Annotated in this window: 29 protein-coding genes and 3 pseudogenes; 21 read left to right on the forward strand and 11 right to left on the reverse strand. The window is 60.9% G+C overall.

Annotation, left to right across the window (positions count from 1 at the left end; all coding sequences use genetic code 11):
* Window positions 1–326 precede the first annotated feature (326 nt).
* The 5 genes from RX327_RS08850 to RX327_RS08870 all read right to left on the reverse strand — a co-directional run bounded on the left by RX327_RS08850 (window position 327) and on the right by RX327_RS08870 (window position 3706).
* Window positions 327–620, reverse strand: coding sequence for a hypothetical protein (locus RX327_RS08850; RefSeq protein WP_283089612.1), 294 nt, complete (start codon window positions 618–620; stop codon window positions 327–329).
* Between the two features lie 521 nt (window positions 621–1141).
* On the reverse strand, window positions 1142–1438 hold the full coding sequence (locus tag RX327_RS08855; RefSeq protein ID WP_283089613.1) for a hypothetical protein: 297 nt from the start codon (window positions 1436–1438) through the stop codon (window positions 1142–1144).
* 106 nt (window positions 1439–1544) lie between these two features.
* Window positions 1545–1988 (reverse strand): low affinity iron permease family protein, encoded by a 444-nt coding sequence (locus RX327_RS08860; protein ID WP_028337228.1) that lies wholly within the window; start codon window positions 1986–1988, stop codon window positions 1545–1547.
* A gap of 48 nt (window positions 1989–2036) precedes the next feature.
* A complete protein-coding gene (locus tag RX327_RS08865; RefSeq protein WP_028337227.1) occupies window positions 2037–3128 on the reverse strand; it encodes a glycosyltransferase family 4 protein in 1092 nt (363 codons plus the stop codon).
* Window positions 3129–3346: 218 nt separating this feature from the next.
* Window positions 3347–3706 (reverse strand): PRC-barrel domain-containing protein, encoded by a 360-nt coding sequence (locus RX327_RS08870; protein WP_028337226.1) that lies wholly within the window; start codon window positions 3704–3706, stop codon window positions 3347–3349.
* 1242 nt (window positions 3707–4948) lie between these two features.
* Here RX327_RS08870 and RX327_RS08875 point away from each other — a divergent pair.
* From RX327_RS08875 to RX327_RS08905, 7 genes are read left to right on the forward strand one after another with little or no spacing between them, the layout of a single operon-like run.
* A complete protein-coding gene (locus RX327_RS08875; protein WP_283089614.1) occupies window positions 4949–5917 on the forward strand; it encodes a DUF3618 domain-containing protein in 969 nt (322 codons plus the stop codon).
* Window positions 5914–6456 carry a hypothetical protein gene (locus RX327_RS08880; protein WP_283089615.1) on the forward strand — a complete coding sequence of 181 codons (543 nt, stop codon included), beginning with the start codon at window positions 5914–5916 and terminating at the stop codon, window positions 6454–6456. The genes RX327_RS08875 and RX327_RS08880 overlap by 4 nt, the downstream gene beginning before the upstream one ends.
* Entirely contained in the window at window positions 6453–6848 is a 396-nt protein-coding gene (locus RX327_RS08885) for a phage holin family protein (RefSeq protein ID WP_283089616.1), read from the forward strand. Before RX327_RS08880 ends, RX327_RS08885 begins: the two co-directional genes overlap by 4 nt.
* Entirely contained in the window at window positions 6845–7615 is a 771-nt protein-coding gene (locus RX327_RS08890; protein WP_283089617.1) for a hypothetical protein, read from the forward strand. Before RX327_RS08885 ends, RX327_RS08890 begins: the two co-directional genes overlap by 4 nt.
* 25 nt (window positions 7616–7640) lie before the next feature.
* Window positions 7641–8105 carry a YidB family protein gene (locus RX327_RS08895; protein ID WP_283089618.1) on the forward strand — a complete coding sequence of 155 codons (465 nt, stop codon included), beginning with the start codon at window positions 7641–7643 and terminating at the stop codon, window positions 8103–8105.
* 27 nt (window positions 8106–8132) lie between these two features.
* Complete coding sequence (locus RX327_RS08900; protein ID WP_028337221.1) at window positions 8133–8393, forward strand: GlsB/YeaQ/YmgE family stress response membrane protein; 261 nt, start codon at window positions 8133–8135, stop codon at window positions 8391–8393.
* Between the two features lie 29 nt (window positions 8394–8422).
* Window positions 8423–9310: an NAD(P)/FAD-dependent oxidoreductase gene (locus RX327_RS08905; RefSeq protein WP_317251226.1), complete on the forward strand. Its 888-nt coding sequence runs from the start codon at window positions 8423–8425 to the stop codon at window positions 9308–9310.
* 40 nt (window positions 9311–9350) lie between these two features.
* Here RX327_RS08905 and RX327_RS08910 read toward each other — a convergent pair whose 3' ends face one another.
* Window positions 9351–10619: a DUF892 family protein gene (locus tag RX327_RS08910; RefSeq protein WP_317250061.1), complete on the reverse strand. Its 1269-nt coding sequence runs from the start codon at window positions 10617–10619 to the stop codon at window positions 9351–9353.
* 370 nt (window positions 10620–10989) lie between these two features.
* Here RX327_RS08910 and RX327_RS08915 point away from each other — a divergent pair, with 370 nt between their 5' ends.
* Complete coding sequence (locus tag RX327_RS08915) at window positions 10990–11142, forward strand: hypothetical protein (RefSeq protein WP_160321700.1); 153 nt, start codon at window positions 10990–10992, stop codon at window positions 11140–11142.
* Between the two features lie 209 nt (window positions 11143–11351).
* On the opposite strand, the pseudogene RX327_RS39225 reads toward RX327_RS08915, so the two are convergent.
* The 3 genes and pseudogenes from RX327_RS39225 to RX327_RS08925 form a co-directional block, all read right to left on the reverse strand.
* Window positions 11352–11549 (reverse strand): annotated as a pseudogene (locus RX327_RS39225) (YhjD/YihY/BrkB family envelope integrity protein); the annotation flags it as partial.
* A gap of 40 nt (window positions 11550–11589) precedes the next feature.
* Window positions 11590–11916: pseudogene (locus RX327_RS39230) on the reverse strand (hypothetical protein); the annotation flags it as partial.
* Window positions 11917–12226: 310 nt separating this feature from the next.
* Window positions 12227–12442, reverse strand: coding sequence for a hypothetical protein (locus RX327_RS08925; protein ID WP_283089621.1), 216 nt, complete (start codon window positions 12440–12442; stop codon window positions 12227–12229).
* A gap of 165 nt (window positions 12443–12607) precedes the next feature.
* Here RX327_RS08925 and RX327_RS08930 point away from each other — a divergent pair, with 165 nt between their 5' ends.
* The 11 genes from RX327_RS08930 to RX327_RS08980 all read left to right on the forward strand — a co-directional run bounded on the left by RX327_RS08930 (window position 12608) and on the right by RX327_RS08980 (window position 19093).
* The gene (locus RX327_RS08930; RefSeq protein WP_317250062.1) at window positions 12608–13240 is read left to right on the forward strand and encodes a phosphatase PAP2 family protein; all 633 of its coding nucleotides are present in this window, start codon (window positions 12608–12610) and stop codon (window positions 13238–13240) included.
* Entirely contained in the window at window positions 13227–13832 is a 606-nt protein-coding gene (locus RX327_RS08935; protein ID WP_283089622.1) for a cupin domain-containing protein, read from the forward strand. Before RX327_RS08930 ends, RX327_RS08935 begins: the two co-directional genes overlap by 14 nt.
* Window positions 13829–14176 (forward strand): DUF3147 family protein, encoded by a 348-nt coding sequence (locus tag RX327_RS08940; protein WP_028337215.1) that lies wholly within the window; start codon window positions 13829–13831, stop codon window positions 14174–14176. The genes RX327_RS08935 and RX327_RS08940 overlap by 4 nt, the downstream gene beginning before the upstream one ends.
* Entirely contained in the window at window positions 14173–14655 is a 483-nt protein-coding gene (locus tag RX327_RS08945; protein ID WP_283089623.1) for a hypothetical protein, read from the forward strand. Before RX327_RS08940 ends, RX327_RS08945 begins: the two co-directional genes overlap by 4 nt.
* Window positions 14656–14812: 157 nt before the next feature.
* Window positions 14813–15874, forward strand: a complete 1062-nt coding sequence (locus tag RX327_RS08950; protein WP_317250063.1) for an ROK family protein — start codon at window positions 14813–14815, stop codon at window positions 15872–15874.
* Between the two features lie 147 nt (window positions 15875–16021).
* Window positions 16022–16198 (forward strand): hypothetical protein, encoded by a 177-nt coding sequence (locus tag RX327_RS08955; RefSeq protein ID WP_283089625.1) that lies wholly within the window; start codon window positions 16022–16024, stop codon window positions 16196–16198.
* Between the two features lie 333 nt (window positions 16199–16531).
* Window positions 16532–16693 (forward strand): DUF2934 domain-containing protein, encoded by a 162-nt coding sequence (locus tag RX327_RS08960; RefSeq protein WP_080667266.1) that lies wholly within the window; start codon window positions 16532–16534, stop codon window positions 16691–16693.
* Between the two features lie 23 nt (window positions 16694–16716).
* Window positions 16717–17124 (forward strand): hypothetical protein, encoded by a 408-nt coding sequence (locus tag RX327_RS08965; protein ID WP_283089626.1) that lies wholly within the window; start codon window positions 16717–16719, stop codon window positions 17122–17124.
* Window positions 17125–17337: 213 nt separating this feature from the next.
* On the forward strand, window positions 17338–17943 hold the full coding sequence (locus RX327_RS08970) for an NAD(P)H-binding protein (protein WP_317250065.1): 606 nt from the start codon (window positions 17338–17340) through the stop codon (window positions 17941–17943).
* Window positions 17944–17984: 41 nt separating this feature from the next.
* A complete protein-coding gene (locus RX327_RS08975) occupies window positions 17985–18569 on the forward strand; it encodes a DoxX-like family protein (RefSeq protein WP_317250066.1) in 585 nt (194 codons plus the stop codon).
* Window positions 18569–19093, forward strand: coding sequence for a DUF2269 domain-containing protein (locus RX327_RS08980; RefSeq protein WP_317250067.1), 525 nt, complete (start codon window positions 18569–18571; stop codon window positions 19091–19093). Before RX327_RS08975 ends, RX327_RS08980 begins: the two co-directional genes overlap by 1 nt.
* Before the next feature lie 66 nt (window positions 19094–19159).
* Here the strand turns inward: RX327_RS08980 and RX327_RS08985 are convergent, their stop codons facing one another.
* Window positions 19160–19384 (reverse strand): hypothetical protein, encoded by a 225-nt coding sequence (locus tag RX327_RS08985; protein ID WP_283089628.1) that lies wholly within the window; start codon window positions 19382–19384, stop codon window positions 19160–19162.
* Between the two features lie 540 nt (window positions 19385–19924).
* On the opposite strand from RX327_RS08985, the pseudogene RX327_RS08990 reads away from it, so the two are divergent.
* Window positions 19925–20356: pseudogene (locus tag RX327_RS08990) on the forward strand (alpha-amylase family glycosyl hydrolase).
* Here the strand turns inward: RX327_RS08990 and RX327_RS08995 are convergent.
* Window positions 20300–20674, reverse strand: coding sequence for a hypothetical protein (locus tag RX327_RS08995; protein WP_283089629.1), 375 nt, complete (start codon window positions 20672–20674; stop codon window positions 20300–20302). The pseudogene RX327_RS08990 and the gene RX327_RS08995 overlap by 57 nt on opposite strands.
* Window positions 20675–20835: 161 nt before the next feature.
* Here RX327_RS08995 and RX327_RS09000 point away from each other — a divergent pair, with 161 nt between their 5' ends.
* Window positions 20836–21228 (forward strand): hypothetical protein, encoded by a 393-nt coding sequence (locus RX327_RS09000; protein WP_244481709.1) that lies wholly within the window; start codon window positions 20836–20838, stop codon window positions 21226–21228.
* Window positions 21229–21362: the final 134 nt, after the last annotated feature.

Here is a 21362-nt window from a genome sequence, read left to right on the forward strand (position 1 = left end):
CTCCTTTTCGGGTTCAACAAACTCAACGCTCAGATAGGGATTTCGATCCTGTCGGCCTAGCTGGCTACTTGAGGCTAACGTGATTGCCGGCCCTTTCTTGGCCGGCAGTCCAGAAGGTCGGGCAACGGTGTTAGCTCGGGGCGCGGTTCGGGACTTGTCTCGGCGGCAGGTTCGCCCTCGGCTTCAATCCCGCGGCGACGGCTGATCACAAGGCCAATTAGGCCGATCAGTACCAGCATGGCTCCGGCAAGTATAAGCCAATGCGGCAACTCCAACCATGCTATCGCGGTCTTGATCATATCCACCACGACTCTCGACCCGCTGGCTCAAGTTGAATTTCGGTCGCGTCTGACCTTCTGAAATTCCGCCGGTCCTTTAATGAGCCGACGCTTACGACTGGCTTGGTCCTCTGGACTAGCTGCGGCCTCGGCCATCCCGCCGATCGCGTCTCCGGCCAATTCGCGGGCGCGTTGCTTCGTATCTTTGCGCTGTCGCCTGTCCTCGCTCTTTCGAGGGCTCTCGTTTTTTGCGCTCAAACCGATCTCGACCAGCCGGCGGACGGCCTCGGAGCGGGTCGGTTTATCATCCTGCCGAGCAGCCCAGTCGTCGAGTTGAGCCATGAACTCATCAGAAAGGCGAAACGTACGCGACGGGTCTTTGCCAGTCGCCGGGCGGCCTCGCCTTTTAGGTATTCCCTTTTTCATTGATCGCTTCGTATTTGTGCAATACCTTAAATAGGCTTGAAAAACAAGTGGCCCGCGGTGCGCTTGGCTTAGCGTTCGCATTTGATTCCGATGGCTCCTTTCGAGGCGGTGCTGACCATTGGACGGCAGGTCAGCAAGGTCTTGCCGAAGGAGAGCGGCGAGAAGCTCACCGGGATCGCATCATGGTAACCATCGAACTTGAGCGCGAGGCGGGTCCGGCGATCCCAAGACAAGTCGTCGCCATCGAGGCCGCCAAGAATCCTGATCTCGTCATCGCGGAATTGCCGGTGATCTAGCCCAGGGGCTATTCGCCCGCTGCACCTCGGCGGTCGCACCCTGAAGAAGCCCATTTGGACGAGATCGTCCGGATGGTGAGGGAGTTCGGTGGCGAAAAGTGCTTGCCGACGAACGAGGAAGATCCCTCTAGCGTCCCCGCATCACTTGCGATCGGGCTCCTTGGCTGGCGGACCGCTCTTGTTTCCCGGCAGACCTTTGACGTTGGAGGTGTCCTGATGCTGGACGGTCGGATCCTGCTGGTTCGAGCTCGAGTTGGCGCCGATGGTCTCACCCGGCTTGGCGGCTGGACCATTCTTGTTGCCCGGCTGGCCGGCTATACCGGCACCCGAGTTCTGCGCGCTCGGATCGCCGGAGACATCCGGCTTCGTGGTCTGGGCAAGTGCGACGGGGGCGGAAAGCGCCAGAGCAAAGACCAGTGCGCTCGCAATGCACCTCATGGTGAATTCCTCCTCTGAATTCTGCGGCTACTTTCAGCTCGAACGTCGCATTGGCTCGTGCGTTCCTGGAATTGGCCGCGAGGCCGTCCTTTCTTGCGCTGGACCGTTAGCCATCGGCAGCGTCCTGGGCTCTGGGTGGGCGGCGCCTGCCTGAGCCTCTTCTCCCTGCGGCGACCACCCTGGCCCGCTCCTCGCAGAGGGCGCGCAGCTCCTCCAATTCGTCGGCGGAGAGGTGCTCGATGCCGACAAACGAGTTCTGGACGCTTCCGGTTCGGATGAGCTCATCCAGCTTGACCTGGATCGCAGCGCTGTCCCGGTTCTGTGAGTTCTGGATCAGGAAAACCATCAGAAAGGTCACGATGGTCGTGCCTGTGTTGATGACGAGCTGCCAGGTGTCGGAGAATCGGAACAGAGGTCCCGTGACGGCCCAAATGACGATTACAGCGCAGGCCAAGATGAAGGCCGATGCACGGCCGGCAGCCTGCGAGGCCTTGTTTGCGATGGACGCGAACCACCGCCGCGGGTGCCGCTCGCTTTCTTGATAGCGCATGCAATCCTCCTTCTATCGAACCCAAGCCAACGCCCTGATCAGCGCCGCTCACGGGACGAGCGGAGACGCGAGCGTACCGAGGCGTTCGGAGGCGACGGGCGGGTAGGCAGGCCTGCCGGCGGCGAGAAGCCGCCCATAGTGGTCCTCGTAGGTCCGTGCCATCCTGTCTGAGGTGAAGCGCTCTTCGAACCGCGCCCGAACCTTGCGCCGGTCGATCCGTGCCAGCTCCTTCACCGCGCGCATCGCCTCCGCTTCGTTCTCGACAATGAACCCGGTCACTCCTTCGTCGATGACCTCCGGCACCGATCCGGCCCGATAGGCGATGACCGGTGTGCCGCAGGCCATCGCTTCGATCATCACCAGGCCGAACGGCTCGGGCCAATCGATCGGAAACAGCAGGGCCGCAGCGCCGGACAAAAACGACTGCTTCCCCAACTCATCGACCTCGCCGATGAGCTGGATCCGATTCCCGTCGATCTCCGGCTGAATACGCTTTTTGAAGTAGCCGGTTTCGCCTCGAGGGACCTTCGCAGCGATCCGCAGCGGCATGCCGACCGCCCGCGCGATCCGGATGGCTTCCTCGGGCCCCTTGTCCGGCGTGAGCCGTCCGAGGAAGGCGAGGTACGACCCGGGCGCGTAGGATGGCCGAAACAGACCGGCCGGCAAACCGTGATGAACCGTCCCGCACCAGTTCGCGTCCTTGAGCGGAGCGCGCTGGCTGTCGGAAATCGAGACGAAGGACGCCTCCCGAAACTGCCGAACCACCTCGCCGATCCCGGGCAGGTCGAGGCGCCCGTGCAGGGTGGTGAGGAAAGGGATCCCGCACCGGCTGAGGGCGGACAGATGCAGCCAGTCGATGTGCGCATGGATAACGTCGAACTCGCAGGCGCGACGCGAGACCGCTTCGATCAAGAGCGTGCACGCCGTGTTCGGGTCGACGCGCGGGCGCCCGAGCCGCAGGGCGCGCGGCCACACCGCATGTAGCTCTCCGCGCGTCCTGGAATCGCCGCTCGCGAACAGGGTCACCTGGTGGCCTAACTCGACCAGCTCGTTGACCAGCCAAGCCACGACCCTCTCCGTGCCGCCGTAAAGTTTCGGTGGCACGCTTTCGGCCAACGGAGCGATCTGGGCGATCCGCATCGGCCTCCGCCCCTCAGCTCTCGGCGGCGCTGCACGAGGTTGCGCATAGCAGCAGAAGGCCGGCGACAAGCGCGACCAGGACCGCTGCCACCGATAACTGGGCATGTCCGTGCGCTCGTCGGCGACGCGCGAAAACCGCTCTCATGGTGCCTCGCAGACCGACCGCGGTGACGCGGCGGCTCCTTCCTGTGCGTAACGTGCGGTGTCCGACCGCCTCGCTAGGCGACCGGCACCCCATAGTAATCGTCGACCGAGCGCCTCGTTTGTGCGTCCCAATTCCAATTGCTCTCGTCGGCGTATTTGGGAGCGCCGCGGAGCTGGTCCTGGGTGACGCCGATGACGTATCCGCCGAGGTTCGTGTCGTACTTCAGAGTTTGCCAAGGCAGCGGATAATGATCGTCCCCGATGCCGAACACGCCGCCGAAGCTGAGCACCGCGTAGGACACCTTGCCGCTGACCTTATCGATCATGACGCGCTCGATGTAACCGGCTTTCTGCCCGTCGGGCCCGTACACGTCCGTGCCTTCGACCTTGTCGCTTCCAATGAGACTGGCGGTCTCCCGATCTTCCATGGCCATGTCGACCTCCTGGAGTTTGCTGTTTCGCGGTCAACGGAAGCGACATCGCATCCGTTCCTAAGGCGGCGACGGGGTGCGCCCGGGGCAGTCCATGCAGCCTTCGAGGATTTGGCTGCCGGAATCGGCGCGGATCTTCATCGGCTGCACGTCTTAGTGCCGGTGCTACTTCCGACCCGAGGGTACTTGGGCATTCGAGTTGTTCGGGTTCTTCGGTTGGCCTCGCGATGCCCGATCACGCATCCAGACGCAGCGCCAGGTTTGCCATGCCGGCCATATGGCCGGCGACTCCCCGACGGTTGCGCCCTTGATGCAGCCCTGCTTCCGCCGGCGATCGATGCGAACGTCAAGAGCCACACCGCTGTCAGGATCGTCGGTGACCAGTCCCGGCAAGAAGACGAATTCCAGAGGATCGGCCCGGGATCACACTCAGGCCGCCTCCAGATTGCCTTTGCCGAGACCGACAACGAGGCAGCACGTCGGAGCCGCCCGGTCTCCTCGCTGCCGCACCTGGAAAATCTGAAGGTGATCTGGGGCTGCGCGAGCATGTCCTTCTGAGAGCCGACGGCCATCGGCCAAGCACCGCATTTCGGACAGTTCACTAGATCATTCGTTTCGAGCATCGCGCGGCTCCTCAAGCTGCGTCCCGCCATGGGCGAGGCGCCTCAGTTCCCAAGATCGGCCTGTACTTCGATGCGTATTTCGAGTGCGGTTTTCGTCATTTGGGCGGCTGCAAGCCGGTCGATTGCAACCAGTCGCTCAGGTGAGTGCCCGTCTCAGCAACGCCAGCTCGCCTAAGCAAGCTTTCGCGTTCATGCTCCAGCCGGAAAGTGACGGTCCTGCTCTTTACCGCCGCGCGGTCAAGGAGGCCAAGAAACAGGCGCACCTGCTCCAACTGATCGGGATCGCAAGGCGTGGCTCCGGATCGCGCGGGAAGATCCCGTCCACTCCGAGGGCCAAGGCGAGGAAGCCAAACCAAAGGACTAACTCGCAGCGTCCACCATACCCGTCGAGGGGGTATTTCTGCTGCAATGCCCGCCGCACACCCCAATGAGGTAGTAGCGAGTTTGCCGCGACTCTAGCTCGCTCCGACGCTACTGCCGCTCTCTTCACGATCGGCGCTGATCCAGATCACCCTGTTCGGCGCCGCGCTGACCAAGCCGCGCTCGCCGGCTGGCGGGTCGGAGGAACGATTCAATAAAGCGTGAGTTCGCTTTCAAACAAGAACGACAAAGCAGCGAAGCCATGACACGATCCCTTGAGGAATTAAGGCGCGAGTCCGAGCGGAGCCGGGCGCAGCTTGCAGCGACTGTCGATCGCTTGAGAGAGCAGATCAGCGATACCACAGAAGACCTCCGCCACAAGGTCTCGCCCGAAGCCATCAAGTCTGAACTCTCCGAGTTTGTCAGCCGCAAAACCCAGGGCTGGCTCGACAGCCTCAAGCAGCGAGCCCTGGAAAACCCGCTGCAGGCGATCGCGGCTGGGACTGCGGTTGCCGTGCCGGCCCTGCGGCTGGCACGGGGCCTCCCGCTTCCCCTCCTCATGATTGGCACGGGCCTCGCCCTAACTTCGAAGACCGTGCGGGCCGGCGCAGCGGAGGCAGCGGCTCCGACGGTCGAAACGGTCAAGGAAGTGGCGGGTGAGGCTGCCGAACGTGTCCAGTCTTTTGGCGAGCAGGCCACCGACATCGCAGGGGAGGCTCAAGCAGGGGCGGCCGGAATGGCCGACGACCTGAAGGATCGGGCGGCGCGGACCACGGATAAAATGAGGGCCGACATCGATGCCGCCTCGGAAAGCGCGAAAGACAAGATCGAGCAAGTTCGCTCGACCGTTTGCGACAAGGCGGCCGCGGCTCCGGAAACCGCCCGGCAGATGATCCATGACAATGCTGCCCTGATCGCTGGCCTGGGGGTTGCGATCGGCGCAATCATCGCAGCTTCCCTTCCTGACACCAAGGCGGAAGCTGCCGCAATCGGTAAGGCCAGCGATAGTGCCAAGCGCGCTGCCGGAAAGGCCGCCCAGTCCGGATTCGAGACTGCAAAGGATAGTGTGCTCTCTGCGGCCGATGCTGCCGCAAAGAGCGTGTCCCAGGCGGATCTCGGCAAACACGCCAGTCGCATGACCCAGGATATGTCCGAAAAATTGAAGGAAGCGGCCGACGATATCGTCACGGCGGCATTCAATCCTTCTCGAACCGAAGAGAAACCGTCATGAGCGAATTTGATACCCATTTCCGGCAAGCCGCTTCTCAGGGGCAGGACGAGGCCTCGCCGCAAAATTTCAAGGATCAGATCGCCGATGCAGGCGCCGATGTCAGGCAACGCGCAGGTGATGCGCTGCGGGCTTCAACGGACGCCGCGCGCGACAAGTTCAAGGAGGCGGCCGACGTTGCCGCGGACGTGGCGGAGGGAGCGGCGGATCGCTTCCAGGACAAGGCCGAGGAGCAGCAGCGCTCCGGAGCGGATTTCGTAAACCGGCTCGCGGGAAACATCCGGCAAGCCGCCCATGCATTTGACAACGATGCGCCCTTTGCCGCGCGCGGCATCAACTCCGCCGCCGACTACGTCGAAGACGCGGCCGAGAAAATCCGCAATGGGACCTTCCGCGATCTCGTCGATGGGACGTCCGATTTTGCGAAGCGCCAGCCCGCCGCTTTCCTTGGACTGTCGGTCCTCGCGGGCTTCGCAGCCGTGCGTTTCTTTCGAGCCTCTGGCAAACCGACCTCATCCTCACAAGACGAGGATGCGTCATGAGCACCCAATCCGACCTTCGGACCATCTCAACCCTCTTGGGTGATGCGCTTTCTCAGTTTGCAAAGCTCTTCCAGAACGAAGTCGATCTCGCGAAAGCCGAGCTCGGCGAGAACGTTCAGCAGGTTGGTTGGGCGGTCGGCTTCTTCGCAGCCGGGGCGGTCCTGGTTGTTCCTGCGCTCGTCATGGCCCTGTTCGCGCTGTCGGCCGCCTTGATCGCTAGTGGCTGGTCGCAATCGATTTCCTACCTTGTCTCAGCAGTGGTTGCCGCGGTGTTGGCGGGCGTCCTGTTTGCGGTGGGCATGAACCGCCTTGACGCCCGGAAGCTGGCGCCTCGCGAAACGATGCGGCAGCTCGAAAAGGACAAGGACACCGTGAAGGAAATGGTCCGATGACTGCTACCGAAGTCAATTTTATGCAAAACCTCAGGGAAGCGGTTCGCGAGAATCCGCTTGCTGCTGCCCTCATCGGCGGCGGTGCGCTGTGGCTCTTGATGGGCAACGAGAAGCTGAAGAGCGCGGCGACAGCACCGCTCGCCAACGTCAGCGCCAATCTGCGGTCGAACGCATCCAAATTCACGAACAGTCCGCCGACTGCCCCGGAAATGGATCACAGATTGTCGCAGCACGTTGGCGACGCCCTGCGCGAGAGCACGAGAACCGCGACGGACGCTGTATCGGGCGCTGCAGACACGGTCAAGGACCGGTTCGACGAAGGCGTCGCTTACGCGCGGGAGAATTTCACCAAGGTAAGTGAGGCGCTGCCTCGGAAGGAGACCATTGCACAAGTGCAATCGTCTTTTTCCGACCTGATCGAGAGACAACCGTTGATGCTCGGCGCCATCGGTTTGGCCCTCGGCGCAGCCGTCGCTGGCGCATTCGCCACATCGGATCTCGAAGACAAATGGGCCGGCGAAGTCAGCGACAAAGTAAAAGAGGATCTCAACGCGCGCGCCGGAGCCGTTTCACAAAGCGTCCGCGAGGCCTCCGACACGCTTAAAGCCGAACTCGGTGACGTCGGATCCGAAGCCTTAGAGCGTCTGCAGGAGACAGGCCGTAGCGCTATGGATGCAGTGCAGGGGAAGGTAAGCGCAGCGCACCTCGAACCGAGCGGCGCGCCGAACCGCGACAGCGACGTTCGCATAGTTGGCCAACAAAATTGACATCGGTCCTTTAAGGGAGAAAGCCATGAGCCGCGGAATGCCATCCTTGACGGCTTTGCTGGGTCTGCTCGCTATTGCTGGCTACCAGAACAGGGACAAGCTTGCGGAAATTCTCAGCGGAATCGGATCTGGCAACCAGACCAGTGGACAGCCGCAAGCCGGGTCGGGCGGAGGCCTGCTCGGCAACCTATCGGGCATGCTGGGCGGCGCTGGCGTGGGCGGTCTATTGAATAGCGGGCTTGGAGAGCTCCTCGACCGATTCAAGCAGAATGGCCAGGGGGATGCCGCTCAATCGTGGATCAACGACGGGCCGAACAAGGACATCTCGCCGCCTCAGCTCAAGCAAGCGATTGGACCGGAGATCTTAGCTGCGCTGGAGCAGCAGACCGGCCTTCCGCAGGAAGAGCTGCTGGCGAGGCTTTCGCGTGAGCTTCCGGCGGCCGTGGACAAGTACACGCCCGGTGGCCACCTGCCCGACCGGAATGCATAACCTTCCAGGAATCGCGAGGAGCACATGATGAGTGTGATATGGACGATAATTATCGGCTTTGTCGCGGGGGTCGTTGCCAAGTTCATCATGCCTGGCGACAATGAGCCGTCGGGATTTATCCTCACGACCGTCCTTGGCATCGTCGGGGCATTCGTTGCAACTTTTCTTGGGCAGTCGCTCGGATGGTACCGCCCTGGGGAGGGAGCTGGGCTCGTCGGCGCGATCGTCGGGGCGATCATCGTGCTGCTGATCTACGGGTTTGTCGCCGGAAGGCGCAGGACCATTTGAGCAACTCTGCCGCACGTTCGCAGGAAGAGGTGGACGCGTTGATTGTAGGCGCGGGCCCCGGTGGGCTTATGACCGCAATCTACCTTGGCAGGTTCAAACGAAAGGTCGCGATCATCGACGCGAACGCCAGCCGTGCAGCGTTGATTCCCGAGAGCCACAACCTGCCAGCATTTACACACGGAATTTCGGGTGTCGAATTGCTCGCGCGCATGAGGGAGCAGGTGGCGGCACTCGGCATTCACCTTGTCGAGGGCAGGGTAGATACCCTCTCCAAAGAGACGGGCGGCTTCGTTGCCTCTGTCCGCGGCACCAACATTCGAGCAACCAAAGTCGTGCTCGCGACCGGTATCGTCGATCGACATCCTCCCATGAAGGACTGGGTGAGTGCCGTCGCGCAGAGCCTGCTCCGTTATTGTCCGATATGTGACGCCTTCGAGTCGTGTGGCAAGAGGATAGGAGTAGTCGGGCCGCTGGATCATGCCATCGGCAAGGCGCGGTTTCTTCGCGGATTCACAGAGGAGGTCGTGCTCATTCCAATCAATGACATCCAGGAGGGGAAGGGCTCGTTGGTTGCCAAGACGCACGAAGCAGAGGTGCAAATCACGGCAGCCTTGGCGCGCCTTGAAACGCGTGACGGCCAAATTGTTGCACGGTTGGTCGACGGTTCTTCGGCTGAATTCGACGTGATCTACGCCGCCATGGGGAGCGAGGTTCGTTCGGAGCTTTCGCTTGCGTTGGGAGCAGATCATACAGCGGAAGGATTTTTGACCGTGGATCAGAAGCAGCAGAGCACGATCAGCGGTCTCTACGGCGTTGGCGACGTCGTCAGCGATTTGCACCAGATATCCGTCGCCTTCGGGCACGCTGCCGTCGCAGCCTGCCACATCCATAATGAGCTGCCGCTGAACTATTCGTAGATGCCCGCGGGTATCTAAGTCTAGCCCCCGGCCGGCAATACTATTCCGCCTGCTCGAGAGCGGCGGGCATTCTTGCTACCGACATCAGCGATCGGGCGACCTGGTTGAGTAGCTGATCCGAATTCTCTTCTTCGGCCAGCGACTTCGACAACAACGCGACGACGGCGCTGTGGCGAAGTTGCTGGGCGAGGTTTTTCGCTGTCGTGTAAGCGGAGATCTCATAGTGCTCCACACGCTGCGCCGCGCCGATCAGAGCGAGGTCGGCGGCCGCGTCCTCCTTCTTTCTGCCCTCGGCGATGATTTCCTGGCCTTCCTCGACAAGCCCCATCATGCCCTTGCAAGGTTTCGCGCGCGCGGACTTGCCGAGCCGCTCGAAGCACTCATTGATACGCTTCACCTGATTTTCGGTCTCAACGAGATGTTGCTCGAACAGCTCACGGAGCTGATCGAAGCGAGCTGCCTCCGCCATCTTCGGGAGCGCCTTGGTTAGTTGCTTTTCTGCGTGCAGGATGTCGCGGAGCTCATCGACCAACAGGTCACTCAGGCCGGCCTGCTCGCTCGGGGACGAACTCTCCGCGACGATCGCTGTCGAGACGTCGGGGTCGGCCTGAATCGCCGGGGATTCCGTGAAGACCCAGCCGTTTCCTTCATTCCATGGCCCGCGGGCGTCGATCTCGCCGTGGTCGCCCGTGCCGGTGGAATCGTTGAAATACTGGTTCACGAGGCCTGGCGTCGGAGCGATCCTGCCGATGCTGAAGGCCGGCTTGGACAGGCTTTCGAGCGCCCGCGCGAACGCCTTCATATGCGTGATCTCTCGCGTCATCAGGAACTGCAGCGCGTCCTTGCTGCCGGCATCGTCGCAGAAATTGATCAATCGTTCGTAGACGATCTTTGCCCGAGCTTCGGCGGCGATGTTGCTGCGGAGATCGACGTCGAGCTCGCCGGTGATCTTGAGATAGTCGGCAGTCCAGGGATTGCCTTGCGAATTGAACAGATTGACGCCGCCGCCGCCGGCAATCGCGATCAGCGGATCGGCTTCGGCCGCCTGGCGGTCGTTCTTCGAAGGCGCAAGGTGCATCCGGGCAAGGCAACCGACGACTTCGAGATGGCTGAGCTCTTCCGTGCCGATGTCCATCAGCAGGTCCTTGCGGTCGGGATCCTCGCAATTCAGCCCTTGAATCGAGTATTGCATCGCCGCCGCAAGTTCGCCGTTGGCGCCGCCGAACTGCTCGAGGAGCATATTGCCGAAGCGCGGATCGGGTTCGTCGACGCGCACGGTGAACATCAGCTTCTTGACGTGGTGATACATGGAAGGCCTCGGAGTGAGAGGGGATATCAGCCCGAACATTGGTCGCTGGCGTTGGTTCCTACTCACGACGGATTTGCCCTTCCGGCGATTTGCGCCGAGACCGGCCGGCGGTCGCGAAGAGTAGCGCAGAGTTCGACGGGAACATTGGCCCTGGAGGGAATGGTGAGAGTACCTCAGGGACACAGCTCAGTCGTCGCGGGTGCCATAGCCACGGCGCATTTCAAGGCCGGCGACGAGATTTTGAAGAATACTTTTGCGAACAACGGATTCGAGCACTTCCGACCTATAAGTCGCCGTTGACGTTCGGTCCAACGGCCGGGATGGATCCGGCCCGCGTGCCGCTCGAACCTCGCTGACGGAGGAAGAGCGCATGAGCGCCTGGATCGATGTCAATCTCGTAAAGGTCACGATGGAGTACGTGGGCACGAGCGACAGGCCGCGTCAGTACGTCCCAACATTTGATCGGATCGCCGAGTGGGAGTCCGGCGGTGGCAAGCGGCAGAACATACCAGCCGCTGGCTGACGGCACCATCCGCCCGAAGAGTGGCGGTCCGCCCATCCTCTGCAGAGCCGGAAGCCGTCAGTCGCTGCGCGCTGCTCCAAGCGTGACAGCCATTCTGGCGCCCGCGCCCCCATCAGCTTCGGCGAACCGGTCGTAGTATCGCGCGCAGTCTGATGTTCCATCTCCGCGTCCAGCTCGGCTCCGATCAGAATGACGATGGCGGAGATCCAGAGCCAGGTCATAAAGCCGATCACTGCGCCGAGCGAGCCATAGGTCTCGTTGAATTTCCCGAAACTGGACGCATACCAGGAGAACAGGGCGGAAGCACCGAGCCAGAGCACCGCGGCTGCAGCGCTGCCCCAGGTGATCCAGCGCCAGCGCCGCGCCTCGCGGCTCGGTCCGTAACGATAGATAAGTGCCAGCGCCACCGGGCAGGAATCCGGAAACCTGGGCCAGATGCCCGGCGATGGCGGTCGGATCCGAGAACAGGCCGTAGATCGCGACCAGAGCCGCGAGCGCTGGAAAGATCGCCAGCAGGCTGTAGTAGGTCATGCCCGCGGCCAGCGCCAACATCCGGTGCTCGGAGATGTTGGAATAGACCCACAGCAGAATGTCCTTCCATCCGCGCGCCGGGATCTCGGAGGGCGAACTCGCCTGCCGGCCGCGGTCGCTATCGCCTGCCGTTTCGGGAGCAGCCGTGTCTCGGGACCCGTCTCGCGATGGATTTCTTCCTCCGGGGATTTCGACAGGGCGGCTTTCTTCCGGGATCAGTACGGCAGTCAGGGCCGCTGCCATCAGAAGAGCCACCCCCGAGATGATGGGTCCACCTGTCCGGCCCAGCCGACCGTTCTCGCTCGCCGGCTACAACGTGTCTTCCAATCTTGGCCGCAGTCGTCATTGGCTCGGCGCGGCCCAAGACTGCCCCTTCGGGCAACCGCCGTCATGGCGGAACGTTCCGTTCCTCCGACCCACAGCTAGGCTGGCGGTCAGCTGGCGTTTGAGAAGCTGGGCAACGCGGTGACGAGCTGAGTCAGTGCGAACGGCTTGGTGAGAAGGATGCTGTGGGCCAGGCCGAACCTGGCCCGGTCCTTCGCAGCCGTTCCGGTCATGTACACCACGCGAGCGAGTCCCAGCTGGTCATAGCGCCACTGAGGTTTACGTCGGTCACGAGCGCCCGGAATATGGCGTCGTCGCCGTTGAGAAGCGTGACCGCGTACTCCGCGGAGGAAAGGACTTCCGGAACGAAGCCAACTTCAATCGGTGCGTCCTCCAGCATCTGCCGCACCAACAGGTCATCCTCCGCGATCAAGGCGTTGTTCAATCGCTGTCTCTCGCTCGAGAGTCTACGCGGCAGTGGTCGGCCATGGCGCGAATTGTCGGCTCCCGCTTCGCTTTGCGCGCCCGGATCTCGACCAAAGGACAAAGGGAGGACCTTGTCGGCAGGTGACGCGTTGGAAGGGTACTTACCTTTCCGATCCTTTGAGACATGTTCAAAATAGCTAGCTTGTCAGCAAGGCGCCTTAGCCGTAGGCCAGGCTTTCCGGTCACTGTCCGGCCGACCAGATCGGATGTCGTCGTCGCGCGCTCTATCGCCCGCAACACCGCGCCGGCTCCGGAACTGGTGGCCCGCGCCCTGACCTGGGGCGCCGACGAGAAGGTTCTGCTGGCCCTGGCAGCCGTCGGGTGGCTTGCCTCCCGCGGGTGCGCGACGCCGCTGCGGCGCGCAGGTAACCACGCTTTGCTCGTTACAGTTGCTGCGTCACTGCTGCCCCATGGTTTGAAACTTGTGTTTGAGCAAACCCGGCCAGACCGTCGAACGGTGATTGGGCACGTCCACGGCGTCCCCATTTCCGGCAAACGAGAGGATGCTTTTCCCTCAGGCCACGCGCTGCATATGGGGGCGCTGGCATCGGGGGCCAGCGCGTTGCCGGCTGGCCCCCGGCGGGCGTTTCTGGCGCTTGCGGCCGCGCTGTCGCTGACGCGCATTGTGATCATGGCGCATTGGGCGAGCGATGTCGTGGCCGGCTTCGCGCTTGGCGCGGTGCTTGAACGGGCCCTCCGGCTGTGGACCGGCTACCCGAACGGCGTTTCAACGGAGGACGATCATGCCAACTCTTGAAGACCTGAAGGGATACGTGGAGCGCGCAACCGGTTTACAGCGTCCCGGGAAGCGCAAGGTTATGGATCTCGAGCGGGTGCGAAAACCTCACACTGTCAGGTTCAGGGATGACGGTCTCGTCCCGAACCATCCGCGATGGCCGCTCATTATCTATCGAAACGCTGTCGCTTTCGATAACCGCCTGGATGCCGCGGCGGTGATCGAAGACTTGTTTGAAGCGAACGGATGGGGAGACACCTGGCGGGACGGCATCTACGACTACGTGCATTACCACTCCAGGATCCATGAGGTGCTCGGCGTCGCGCGCGGCAAGGGCCGCGTTCGGTTCGGCGGCAACAAGGGGAGGATCTTCACGCTGAAGGCTGGCGACGTCGCGGTTCTCCCCGCCGGCATGGGCCATCAGGGCCTTGCAGCGGATGATGAGTTTCTCGTCATCGGGGCCTACCCGCCGACCGGCACATACGACGAGTGCACGACCGTTGAAGACCGTCCGCGGGCGCTAAAGACGATTCTAAAGGTGCCGCCACCGCGCAAAGATCCGGTCTACGGGGCCGGCGGGCCGCTCGCCAAACTCTGGAAGCGAGCGAAATGACCGAGTACGTCATCCGCTTCCTCCTCGGGGGCGCCGTCGTATCAGCCTTCGCGATGCTCGGAGACCTTCTGCGCCCCAAGAGCTTCGCCGGCCTGTTCGGAGCAGCGCCCTCGGTCGCGCTCGCCACGCTTGGAATCGCGGTGTACCAGCACGGGGGCAACTACGCCGCCTTGCAAACCCAGGCGATGATTGCGGGAGCGATTGCGCTCGCCATCTACAGTGTGGTCGTCTGCCATCTGCTTGTCCGCGCAAAGCTACGAGCAGTGACGGCTACGTTGCTGTCACTCGTTGCTTGGCTGGTCGCCGCCTTCGGGCTGGTCATCTTCGCTGGAGTTCAGACGTGAGCCCGATCCGGTTTTCGCCGTCATCTCTCAAGGAAGGCCGCTGGTACGAATATCTGATCCGCTTCGCACTCGGCGGCGCTGCGACCGTCTTTACTGGCCTCGTCAGCAGCCGCTATGGAGCAGTCATCGGTGGCGTTTTTCTTGCCCTTCCAGCCATATTCTGCGCGAGCGCAACGCTGATTGAGAAGCATGAAATCCGCCGCAAGCGCGAAGCGGGTCTCGCTGGTGAGCGCCGCGGGCAAATGGCGGCCGCCGTCGATGCTGCTGGCGCTGCGCTCGGTGCGCTTGGCATGCTGGCCTTTGCGGTCGCATTTTCTTTGGCGGCGGACATCAGCATCGCGGCGGCCTTCCTGGGCGCATCATTTGCGTGGCTCGCTAGCTCGGTGGTGGCCTGGTACGTACGGCGCAAGACGCGCTCAGTGCGGAGTGCGCGGACCAAACAAAGAGCTAAGGACACCCCGATTTCGCGAAGCCACTGAAGTTGACCTTACGAGCTTGGCATGACGCGACCGCAAGTATTCGAGCCGCCCCCGATCGGGATGCCGTTGCCTTGCAACCGGCGACGGGGGAGGAACCGTGGCCAGTGGCGCGTGTTGGTTTAAGCCGCTTAGTTGCTCGTGGCTTGTAAGGCTCAGGATGGCGGACGAAAAGAACACTGGCATCGCCGCTCACGGCGCCTCTCGCCTCCCGTGGGTCGAGATCGACAGCTTCAACCTCGAACTGAAAGATGAGGAAGAATTCTTAGGCGATCGCGCCAGCAAGGGGGCCTTTCGAGAAACTCTCGAAACCTGGCGAAAGCCGTTGCGCAAATCCGGCGAAGACCCATTCGGGAAGGAACGTTCTGAAGACGTCAGCAAGAAAGAGCTCGACGCTGCCCTCGGCGGCGACGACCCTGACGCCTCAGTAGTCGTCCATAGCGCCGTTGAGGACTTCGCACAGGAGCTCGCTCAGGTAACGCGCCGCTTCCTCAATACCAGGGCCTGGGACAAAACCGAGCGCATCGTCGTGGGTGGCGGGCTTCGGGACAGCCGGCTTGGCGAACTCGCCATCGCACGCGCCGAAATCCTCCTCAAAGCCGACAACTTCAAGCTCGAGATGCTCCCGATCCATTGTCACCCAGATGACGCGGGCCTTATCGGCGCACTATATCTCGCTCCTTCCTGGATCTTCGAAGCTCACGATTCCATCCTTGCCGTTGACATCGGAGGCACGAACATCCGCTGCGGCGTCGTGGAAACACGCCGTAAGAAGGCGCCGGATCTCTCCAAGGCATGCGTGTGGAAGTTCGAGTTATGGCGGCATGCCGACGACGAGCCGTCCCGTGAGAACGCCGTGAAGCGGCTGGTCAAGATGCTCAAAGGACTGATCGCGAAGGCGGAAGACGAGGGTTTCAAGCTCGCGCCTTTCATCGGCATCGCCTGCCCCGGGGTGATCAACGCGGACGGCTCGATCGAGAAGGGCGCGCAGAACCTGCCGGGCAATTGGGAGAGCAGCAAGTTCAATTTGCCGGCCAGTCTCGTCGAAGCGATCCCTAAGATCGGCGAGAACGACACGGTCGTCATCATGCACAACGATGGCGTTGTGCAGGGACTGTCGGAGGTCCCATTCATGCAGGACGTAAAGAGTTGGGGCATACTGACGATCGGCACCGGCCTCGGCAACGCCCGCTTTACAAACCGAAATGGGCGCGAACGCTGAAGCTATGGCGAGAACGCTACGGAAGGCCCCCAACAGGCGAGCAAAGGTTAAGCTGCTGAAGGTTGCCCTTGAGTACGAGCAGCTTGTTCTCCGCTCCGAGAAAGCGCAAGCGCGACCTGAAACCAGCCAGAATGCGGTGCCAGCGCCATGAGAACAGTCGACGAATACCTTCAGCTCTCGCTGCACTACAGAAAAGCAGCTGCAAGCACCGCCGACATACACGCGCGCTACCAACTTGAAATGCTTGCCCGGAGTTATATGACGCTGGCTGAATCTACGCGGGTTTTGGAGCAGACAGCGCCCGATCTGAGTCAGGACAAGTAAGGCCGCGGCAAAATAGGGCAAATGTCCTGACGCAAACCGTGGAAGTTTGGATCTGGCCAGTACCTCGGCCGATCTTGCAGTGCCAGGCTGTTCCTTCTCTCGGCGAGGACCCGCGACGATCAGTATCTCGCGCTCGGTTCAAAGAAGTCGACTTACCGCTTGTTAGCGAGGTTTCAACGAAGGAACCCTGCGAACTTCGCGGATTTATCACGAGATGCAAGGATTTTGCGCTCGGCGGAACGCACGCGTTCGGTAGCAGACGGCGTCGCTGGCTCAAACTACGAAGAGGGCGCAGACGCTCACCCGATCCCACAGAGTTGAAGGAGGCACGTGGTGACCCAACCGACTGAAAAGGAAATTGAGAAGCGCGCCTATGAGCTATGGGAGCGAAGCGGCAAACCCGAAGGCAGGGAGGAAGAATTCTGGCGGTTGGCGGAGCAGGAGTTGCGAAACGAGGACAAGTCATCTCCCCTCCGCACCCCAGACAGCCTGTAAACAGAGAAGAAGCGCTTAACCGGATGTCTCATTCCGCAGCAGCCGAAACCATATTGCTGTACTTTGTGCTGCCTCTTTGGTTACTGGCCGGCTTTGCTGATTACCTTTGCCATCGCGCTTCTCGGATTGAGACGACGAGCGGCTATAAGGAAACCCTGCTTCATCTGTTGATGTTGATCGAACTGGCGATACCATTGCTGGCGGCATTTTTTTTGGAAATCAACGCTCTCATTATTGCGGTAATGATCGTCGGTTTTGTTACGCATCAGCTGACAGCCCTCTGGGATACAACATTCGCCAGCCATAAGCGGCGCATCACGCCGATCGAACAGCAGGTCCATAGTTTTCTTGAGCTGATTTCTCATGGCGATGGTTATCGTCATTATCTTGAACTGGCCACAATTCCTCGGCCTTTGGGGGCTGGGATCTGAGCCCGCACGTTACGAACTCGTTCTGAAGCGAGAGCCATTACCTTGGGCATACGTGGCGACGTTCTTGTTCGCAGTCCTGCGGTTTGAGGTCCTTCCGTACATGGAGGAATTCGTTCGAGGCTTACGGTCGCGGAAGAGGGCTTAACTCCGAACGCGGAGGACCATCAATGAAGATTGCCGTCATCGGAGCGACAGGACTGTTGGGTTCCGCTATTGTGGCTGACCTATCCTCGCAAGGCCATTCAATTTGTTTCGATGAGTAGAAGCGCCGGAATCGGGTGTCCGGGCGCGGTCTCGATCGATCTCAACGAGGCAACGTCGCCCTCTTACTGGCTGCCCCATCTCGACGGCGTAGAAGCCGTAGTGAATTGCGCCGGGGTGCTCCAAGATAGCCCAAAAGATTCCACGTCGATGGTCCATCATCGGGGGATTGCGAATCTTTTTGCCGCCTGCGAGCAACTCAAAATCCGCCGCGTCATCCATTTCTCCGCAATTGGCGTAGACCGGCAAACCCCCAGTGCGTTTTCAGAAACGAAGTTATCTGGCGACAAGGCTCTGATAGCGCGTGACCTCGATTGGATCATCTTGCGGCCGTCCGTCGTAATCGGTCGAGCGGCCTATGGGGCTAGCGCGCTCATGCGAGGCTTGGCGGCCCTCCCAATGCTGCCGGTGATGCCGAATACGGGACAGCTCCAGATAGTCCTGCTTGAGGACGTCGTTCGAACCGTGCAGCATTTTTACAGTCCGGAGCGCCCACACGGACAGTTGTCGAACTGGTCGGCCCGCATCGCCATTCTTTCCTCGAAGTCATTGCATTGATCCGGGGTTGGTACCGCTGGCCTCCAGCGCACGAGATCCGTTTGCCGAACTTTGTTTCGATCGTAATGTACAAATTCGGTGACACGATTTCGCTGTTGGGCTGGCGGCCTCCGGTACGAAGTACTGCCGAGCGGGAGATCAGGCGAGGGGCGGTTGGCGATCTTGAAGGCATGCAGCGGCTTGGGCTGCGTCCAAGAGGCCTCCCGGAGTTCTTCGCCTCCGAGCCAGCTTCAATGCAGGAACGCTGGTTTGCGCGGATGTATTTGCTCAAGCCAGCAATATTTATTGTGTTGTCTCTATTCTGGATCTCCACCGCCTTTGTCTCCCTTGGTCCGGGCTGGGGCTACGGTATGGGTCTCACGGGCGAGGGCGGCGTCGAAGGAGCCAGCGCGGCGCTCACGGTGATCGCCGGCGCATTATCCGACCTCGTGATTGGACTCGCCATTGCTTATCGGCCAACCAGCCGGTACGGACTCTACGCAGCCATCGCTATCTCCTTCACTTACGCGATCATCGGGACCATACTTGTGCCCCGCCTATGGGCCGATTCTCTGGGGCCGATGCTGAAAATCTGGCCGATTATCATCCTGCATTTCGTAGGGCTTGCTGTTCTTGATGATCGATAATGCTGTACTTCGTTCTCAAATACTTACATGTCGTCGGCGCCGCGGTCCTGCTTGGCACAGGATCCGGCATAGCGTTTTTCATGCTTGCAGCTCACCTCGGCGGAAAACCCTCCGTTATCGCGGGCGTTGCCCGAATCGTTGTGATTGCGGACTTTATCTTCACAGCCACTGCCGTCGTTGCACAGCCAATCACAGGCTCGCTGCTTGTGTTGCACGTCGGCTACTCCTTCTGGGAAGGATGGATCGTTTGGTCGATGGTGCTGTATGTCATCACGGGGGCACTTTGGTTGCCCGTCGTTTGGATGCAAATGCGCCTTAGGGATCTTGCCTCAATCGCGGCGACAAAAGGCTCGTCTTTGCCTCCTGAATATCACCGGATTTTCTGGCTGTGGTTTGCCTTCGGCATTCCAGCTTTCATCGCCGTGGCCGCTATAGTCTGGCTGATGATAGCCAAACCTCAACTTGCTTTGTTTGATGTGGGAGTGATTGCCGAGCTATCCTGGACGCTCAAGTCAGTTGCGTAGGGTAGGCACGCGAGAGTGGAGTGGTCGCCGAGGCAAGGCGCAGGCAGGCCGGAGCATGGTCGAGTGCTAGGAGAGCATACCTGTTAGCTCGCCAATCATCTTCAGGAGCGCCTGGTGCTCGGGTGCACCCTTATTGTTGGCTAGAAAATCTGCAAGTGCGACTTTTGTAACGTGTCCCCCAGCAAGTGCATTCGCTTCATGTAAAACGAATACTCCCTTGCCGTCCTGACAAAGCCACCAGCTATCGCCGTTTTCACTTTGATGGATCTTGCGTTGTCGGCTCAGGGACATAGAGATCTCCCACTTGGCCAACCAGTTCAACGGAAATGCGTTCCTAACGGCGGCAGCGTGTGATCCCCGGTGGCTTTCAGTGCTTCATGTGACCTTTAATTCGACAGGGCACAGCCGTATAGGAGCGAACTGTTCATCGTTTCTGCCGCTCCCAGCTACAAGAAAACGGCTCCCGCAGTCGAAGGACGGAAGTTCAATGCGAGAGCCAGCTGCGCTGGCTGCGCGGTACTCTTAGGAACGAACGTCTCTCGCCGGAAATTGAAGAGCCGCCCAGATTGGGTGCGTTGCTGGTCTCGTCAAGGAGTCTGCTTTCCGCGAGAGTAGGGATGCGCCGCCAAGAATCCGCGCCTGTTTCGAATGAAACGTGGTGGCGTACGCGGTCGTGTACGAGATCGCCGTGATGTCTTTTCAGGACAGTAACGGCGACGAGCAAGGGGACCTGGTCGGCCTTCTGCAGCGTGTCGACTACTTGGCTTGGCATCGGCGCGGTATGGCTGACGGCTATCCTACAAGAGTCCCAATCACGACTTCGGCTATGACATTGCCGATTTATGCTCGGGTGATCCCCGTTTCGGCAAGCTGGAAGATGTCGACAACGTGCTACGTGCCCTGCATGATTCGGGCATCCGGCTCATTCTCGACCTTGTCCCCAATCATACCTCCGATCAGCACGCCTGGTTCGCAGAAAGCCGCGCCTCGCGCGACAATCCGAAGGCGGATTGGTAATTGTGGGCGGAACCCGGTGCCCACGGTGGTCCGCCGAGCAACCGGCTTAGCCGCTTCGGAGGAAGTGCTTGGGAGTGGTGTGAGGAGCGCCGGCAGTTCTACTACCATTCATTTCTGCCGAGTCAGCCGGACCTGAATTGGCGAAACCCCGAGCTCCGGGAAGCGATCGCGGCTGTGATGCGGTTCTGGTTAGAGCGCGGTGTCGATGGCTTCCGGGTTGATGCCAGCGCTGTGTTGATCGGATGACCTGCTGCGCGACAATCCGCCTGACCCGGAGGCCAACGACAAGACGCCGCCCCTCAGGCCAGCAGGCTCGTGTTTACGGACGACAGGCCGGAAGCGATGCACTGCATCAAATACATCAGGGGCGTTTCTGGACGAGTTGCAGGGCAGACGGATCGGATCGGCCATTTCTACGGAAACAGCAAGCCGCGCCTGCACCTGCCATTGAACTTCGCACTGCTTGACTCGGAATGGCGCGCGATCTCGCTTCAGGCTACGATCGATGCCTATTTCAATGCGCTTCAGCAAGGTGCCTGGCCGGCCTTCGTGATCGGCGGTCATGACAAGCACCGGGTCGCCAGAAAGGTGCGGCAGGCTCAGGCTCAATTCTTGCGATGCTGTTAATGACCATTAGAGGGACGCCGTTTCTCGCCGGGGATGAGATGGGCTCCGAGCAGGTGCAGATTCCATAGGAGAGGACCCAAGACCCCTTCGAAAAGCTCATGAAGGGATTTGACCTCGGTCACGACCCCGAGCGGGCACCCTTGCGTCGGGATGACACGGAGGGAAGCGGATTTGCCGGTGGCAAACCCTGGTTGCCGTTAAGCCGGGATCGCACCCGCAATATCAAAGGACAACAGAGCGATCGGAATTCGCTCTTGAACCTCTACCGTGAACTCATTGCATTGCGTCGGGAGGAGCCTTGCCTGTCGCAGGGAGAGTATCTGCCACGCCGCGCAAAGAACGACGTCTTTTCGTTCGGGCGCAGGATGAACGATACGGAAATCCTCGTTGGAGAACCACGGCTTTGGGAGCGGGAAGGCTGCGGCGTCCGATTGTTATCTACCGGGCTAGACTGCAAGCAGGAGAAGGTAGCGGGAGACCGATCCACCTGAAGCCGAACCAAGGAGTCATCGTCAAAGTAGGTCGTTGAGCCCGCCGTGGAGCCGACGGTCAGGCAATTGAAATTCCGGCAATGCATGGACCGACCAGAAGATGCGCCTCAGCGCTTTTCGCGGCGTCCCCGCAT

Source organism: Bradyrhizobium sp. BEA-2-5 (assembly GCF_032918025.1).
GTDB classification, from domain to species: domain Bacteria; phylum Pseudomonadota; class Alphaproteobacteria; order Rhizobiales; family Xanthobacteraceae; genus Bradyrhizobium; species Bradyrhizobium pachyrhizi.

What these genes read in the sequence shown, in the direction of transcription:
- RX327_RS08995 (WP_283089629.1), bottom strand. Translation starts at nt 20,674, where the DNA reads ATGACCGCCGATCACGAAGGCCGGCCAGGCACCTTGCTGAAGCGCATT.
- RX327_RS08850 (WP_283089612.1), bottom strand. Translation starts at nt 620, where the DNA reads ATGGCTCAACTCGACGACTGGGCTGCTCGGCAGGATGATAAACCGACC.
- RX327_RS08885 (WP_283089616.1), top strand. Translation starts at nt 6,453, where the DNA reads ATGAGCACCCAATCCGACCTTCGGACCATCTCAACCCTCTTGGGTGAT.
- RX327_RS08935 (WP_283089622.1), top strand. Translation starts at nt 13,227, where the DNA reads ATGCCAACTCTTGAAGACCTGAAGGGATACGTGGAGCGCGCAACCGGT.
- RX327_RS08880 (WP_283089615.1), top strand. Translation starts at nt 5,914, where the DNA reads ATGAGCGAATTTGATACCCATTTCCGGCAAGCCGCTTCTCAGGGGCAG.
- RX327_RS08930 (WP_317250062.1), top strand. Translation starts at nt 12,608, where the DNA reads ATGTTCAAAATAGCTAGCTTGTCAGCAAGGCGCCTTAGCCGTAGGCCA.
- RX327_RS08980 (WP_317250067.1), top strand. Translation starts at nt 18,569, where the DNA reads ATGCTGTACTTCGTTCTCAAATACTTACATGTCGTCGGCGCCGCGGTC.
- RX327_RS08915 (WP_160321700.1), top strand. Translation starts at nt 10,990, where the DNA reads ATGAGCGCCTGGATCGATGTCAATCTCGTAAAGGTCACGATGGAGTAC.
- RX327_RS08895 (WP_283089618.1), top strand. Translation starts at nt 7,641, where the DNA reads ATGAGCCGCGGAATGCCATCCTTGACGGCTTTGCTGGGTCTGCTCGCT.
- RX327_RS08910 (WP_317250061.1), bottom strand. Translation starts at nt 10,619, where the DNA reads ATGTATCACCACGTCAAGAAGCTGATGTTCACCGTGCGCGTCGACGAA.
- RX327_RS08875 (WP_283089614.1), top strand. Translation starts at nt 4,949, where the DNA reads ATGACACGATCCCTTGAGGAATTAAGGCGCGAGTCCGAGCGGAGCCGG.
- RX327_RS09000 (WP_244481709.1), top strand. Translation starts at nt 20,836, where the DNA reads ATGAAGGGATTTGACCTCGGTCACGACCCCGAGCGGGCACCCTTGCGT.
- RX327_RS08890 (WP_283089617.1), top strand. Translation starts at nt 6,845, where the DNA reads ATGACTGCTACCGAAGTCAATTTTATGCAAAACCTCAGGGAAGCGGTT.
- RX327_RS08965 (WP_283089626.1), top strand. Translation starts at nt 16,717, where the DNA reads ATGTCTCATTCCGCAGCAGCCGAAACCATATTGCTGTACTTTGTGCTG.
- RX327_RS08950 (WP_317250063.1), top strand. Translation starts at nt 14,813, where the DNA reads ATGGCGGACGAAAAGAACACTGGCATCGCCGCTCACGGCGCCTCTCGC.
- RX327_RS08985 (WP_283089628.1), bottom strand. Translation starts at nt 19,384, where the DNA reads ATGTCCCTGAGCCGACAACGCAAGATCCATCAAAGTGAAAACGGCGAT.
- RX327_RS08870 (WP_028337226.1), bottom strand. Translation starts at nt 3,706, where the DNA reads ATGGCCATGGAAGATCGGGAGACCGCCAGTCTCATTGGAAGCGACAAG.
- RX327_RS08955 (WP_283089625.1), top strand. Translation starts at nt 16,022, where the DNA reads ATGAGAACAGTCGACGAATACCTTCAGCTCTCGCTGCACTACAGAAAA.
- RX327_RS08855 (WP_283089613.1), bottom strand. Translation starts at nt 1,438, where the DNA reads ATGAGGTGCATTGCGAGCGCACTGGTCTTTGCTCTGGCGCTTTCCGCC.
- RX327_RS08860 (WP_028337228.1), bottom strand. Translation starts at nt 1,988, where the DNA reads ATGCGCTATCAAGAAAGCGAGCGGCACCCGCGGCGGTGGTTCGCGTCC.
- RX327_RS08900 (WP_028337221.1), top strand. Translation starts at nt 8,133, where the DNA reads ATGAGTGTGATATGGACGATAATTATCGGCTTTGTCGCGGGGGTCGTT.
- RX327_RS08940 (WP_028337215.1), top strand. Translation starts at nt 13,829, where the DNA reads ATGACCGAGTACGTCATCCGCTTCCTCCTCGGGGGCGCCGTCGTATCA.
- RX327_RS08865 (WP_028337227.1), bottom strand. Translation starts at nt 3,128, where the DNA reads ATGCGGATCGCCCAGATCGCTCCGTTGGCCGAAAGCGTGCCACCGAAA.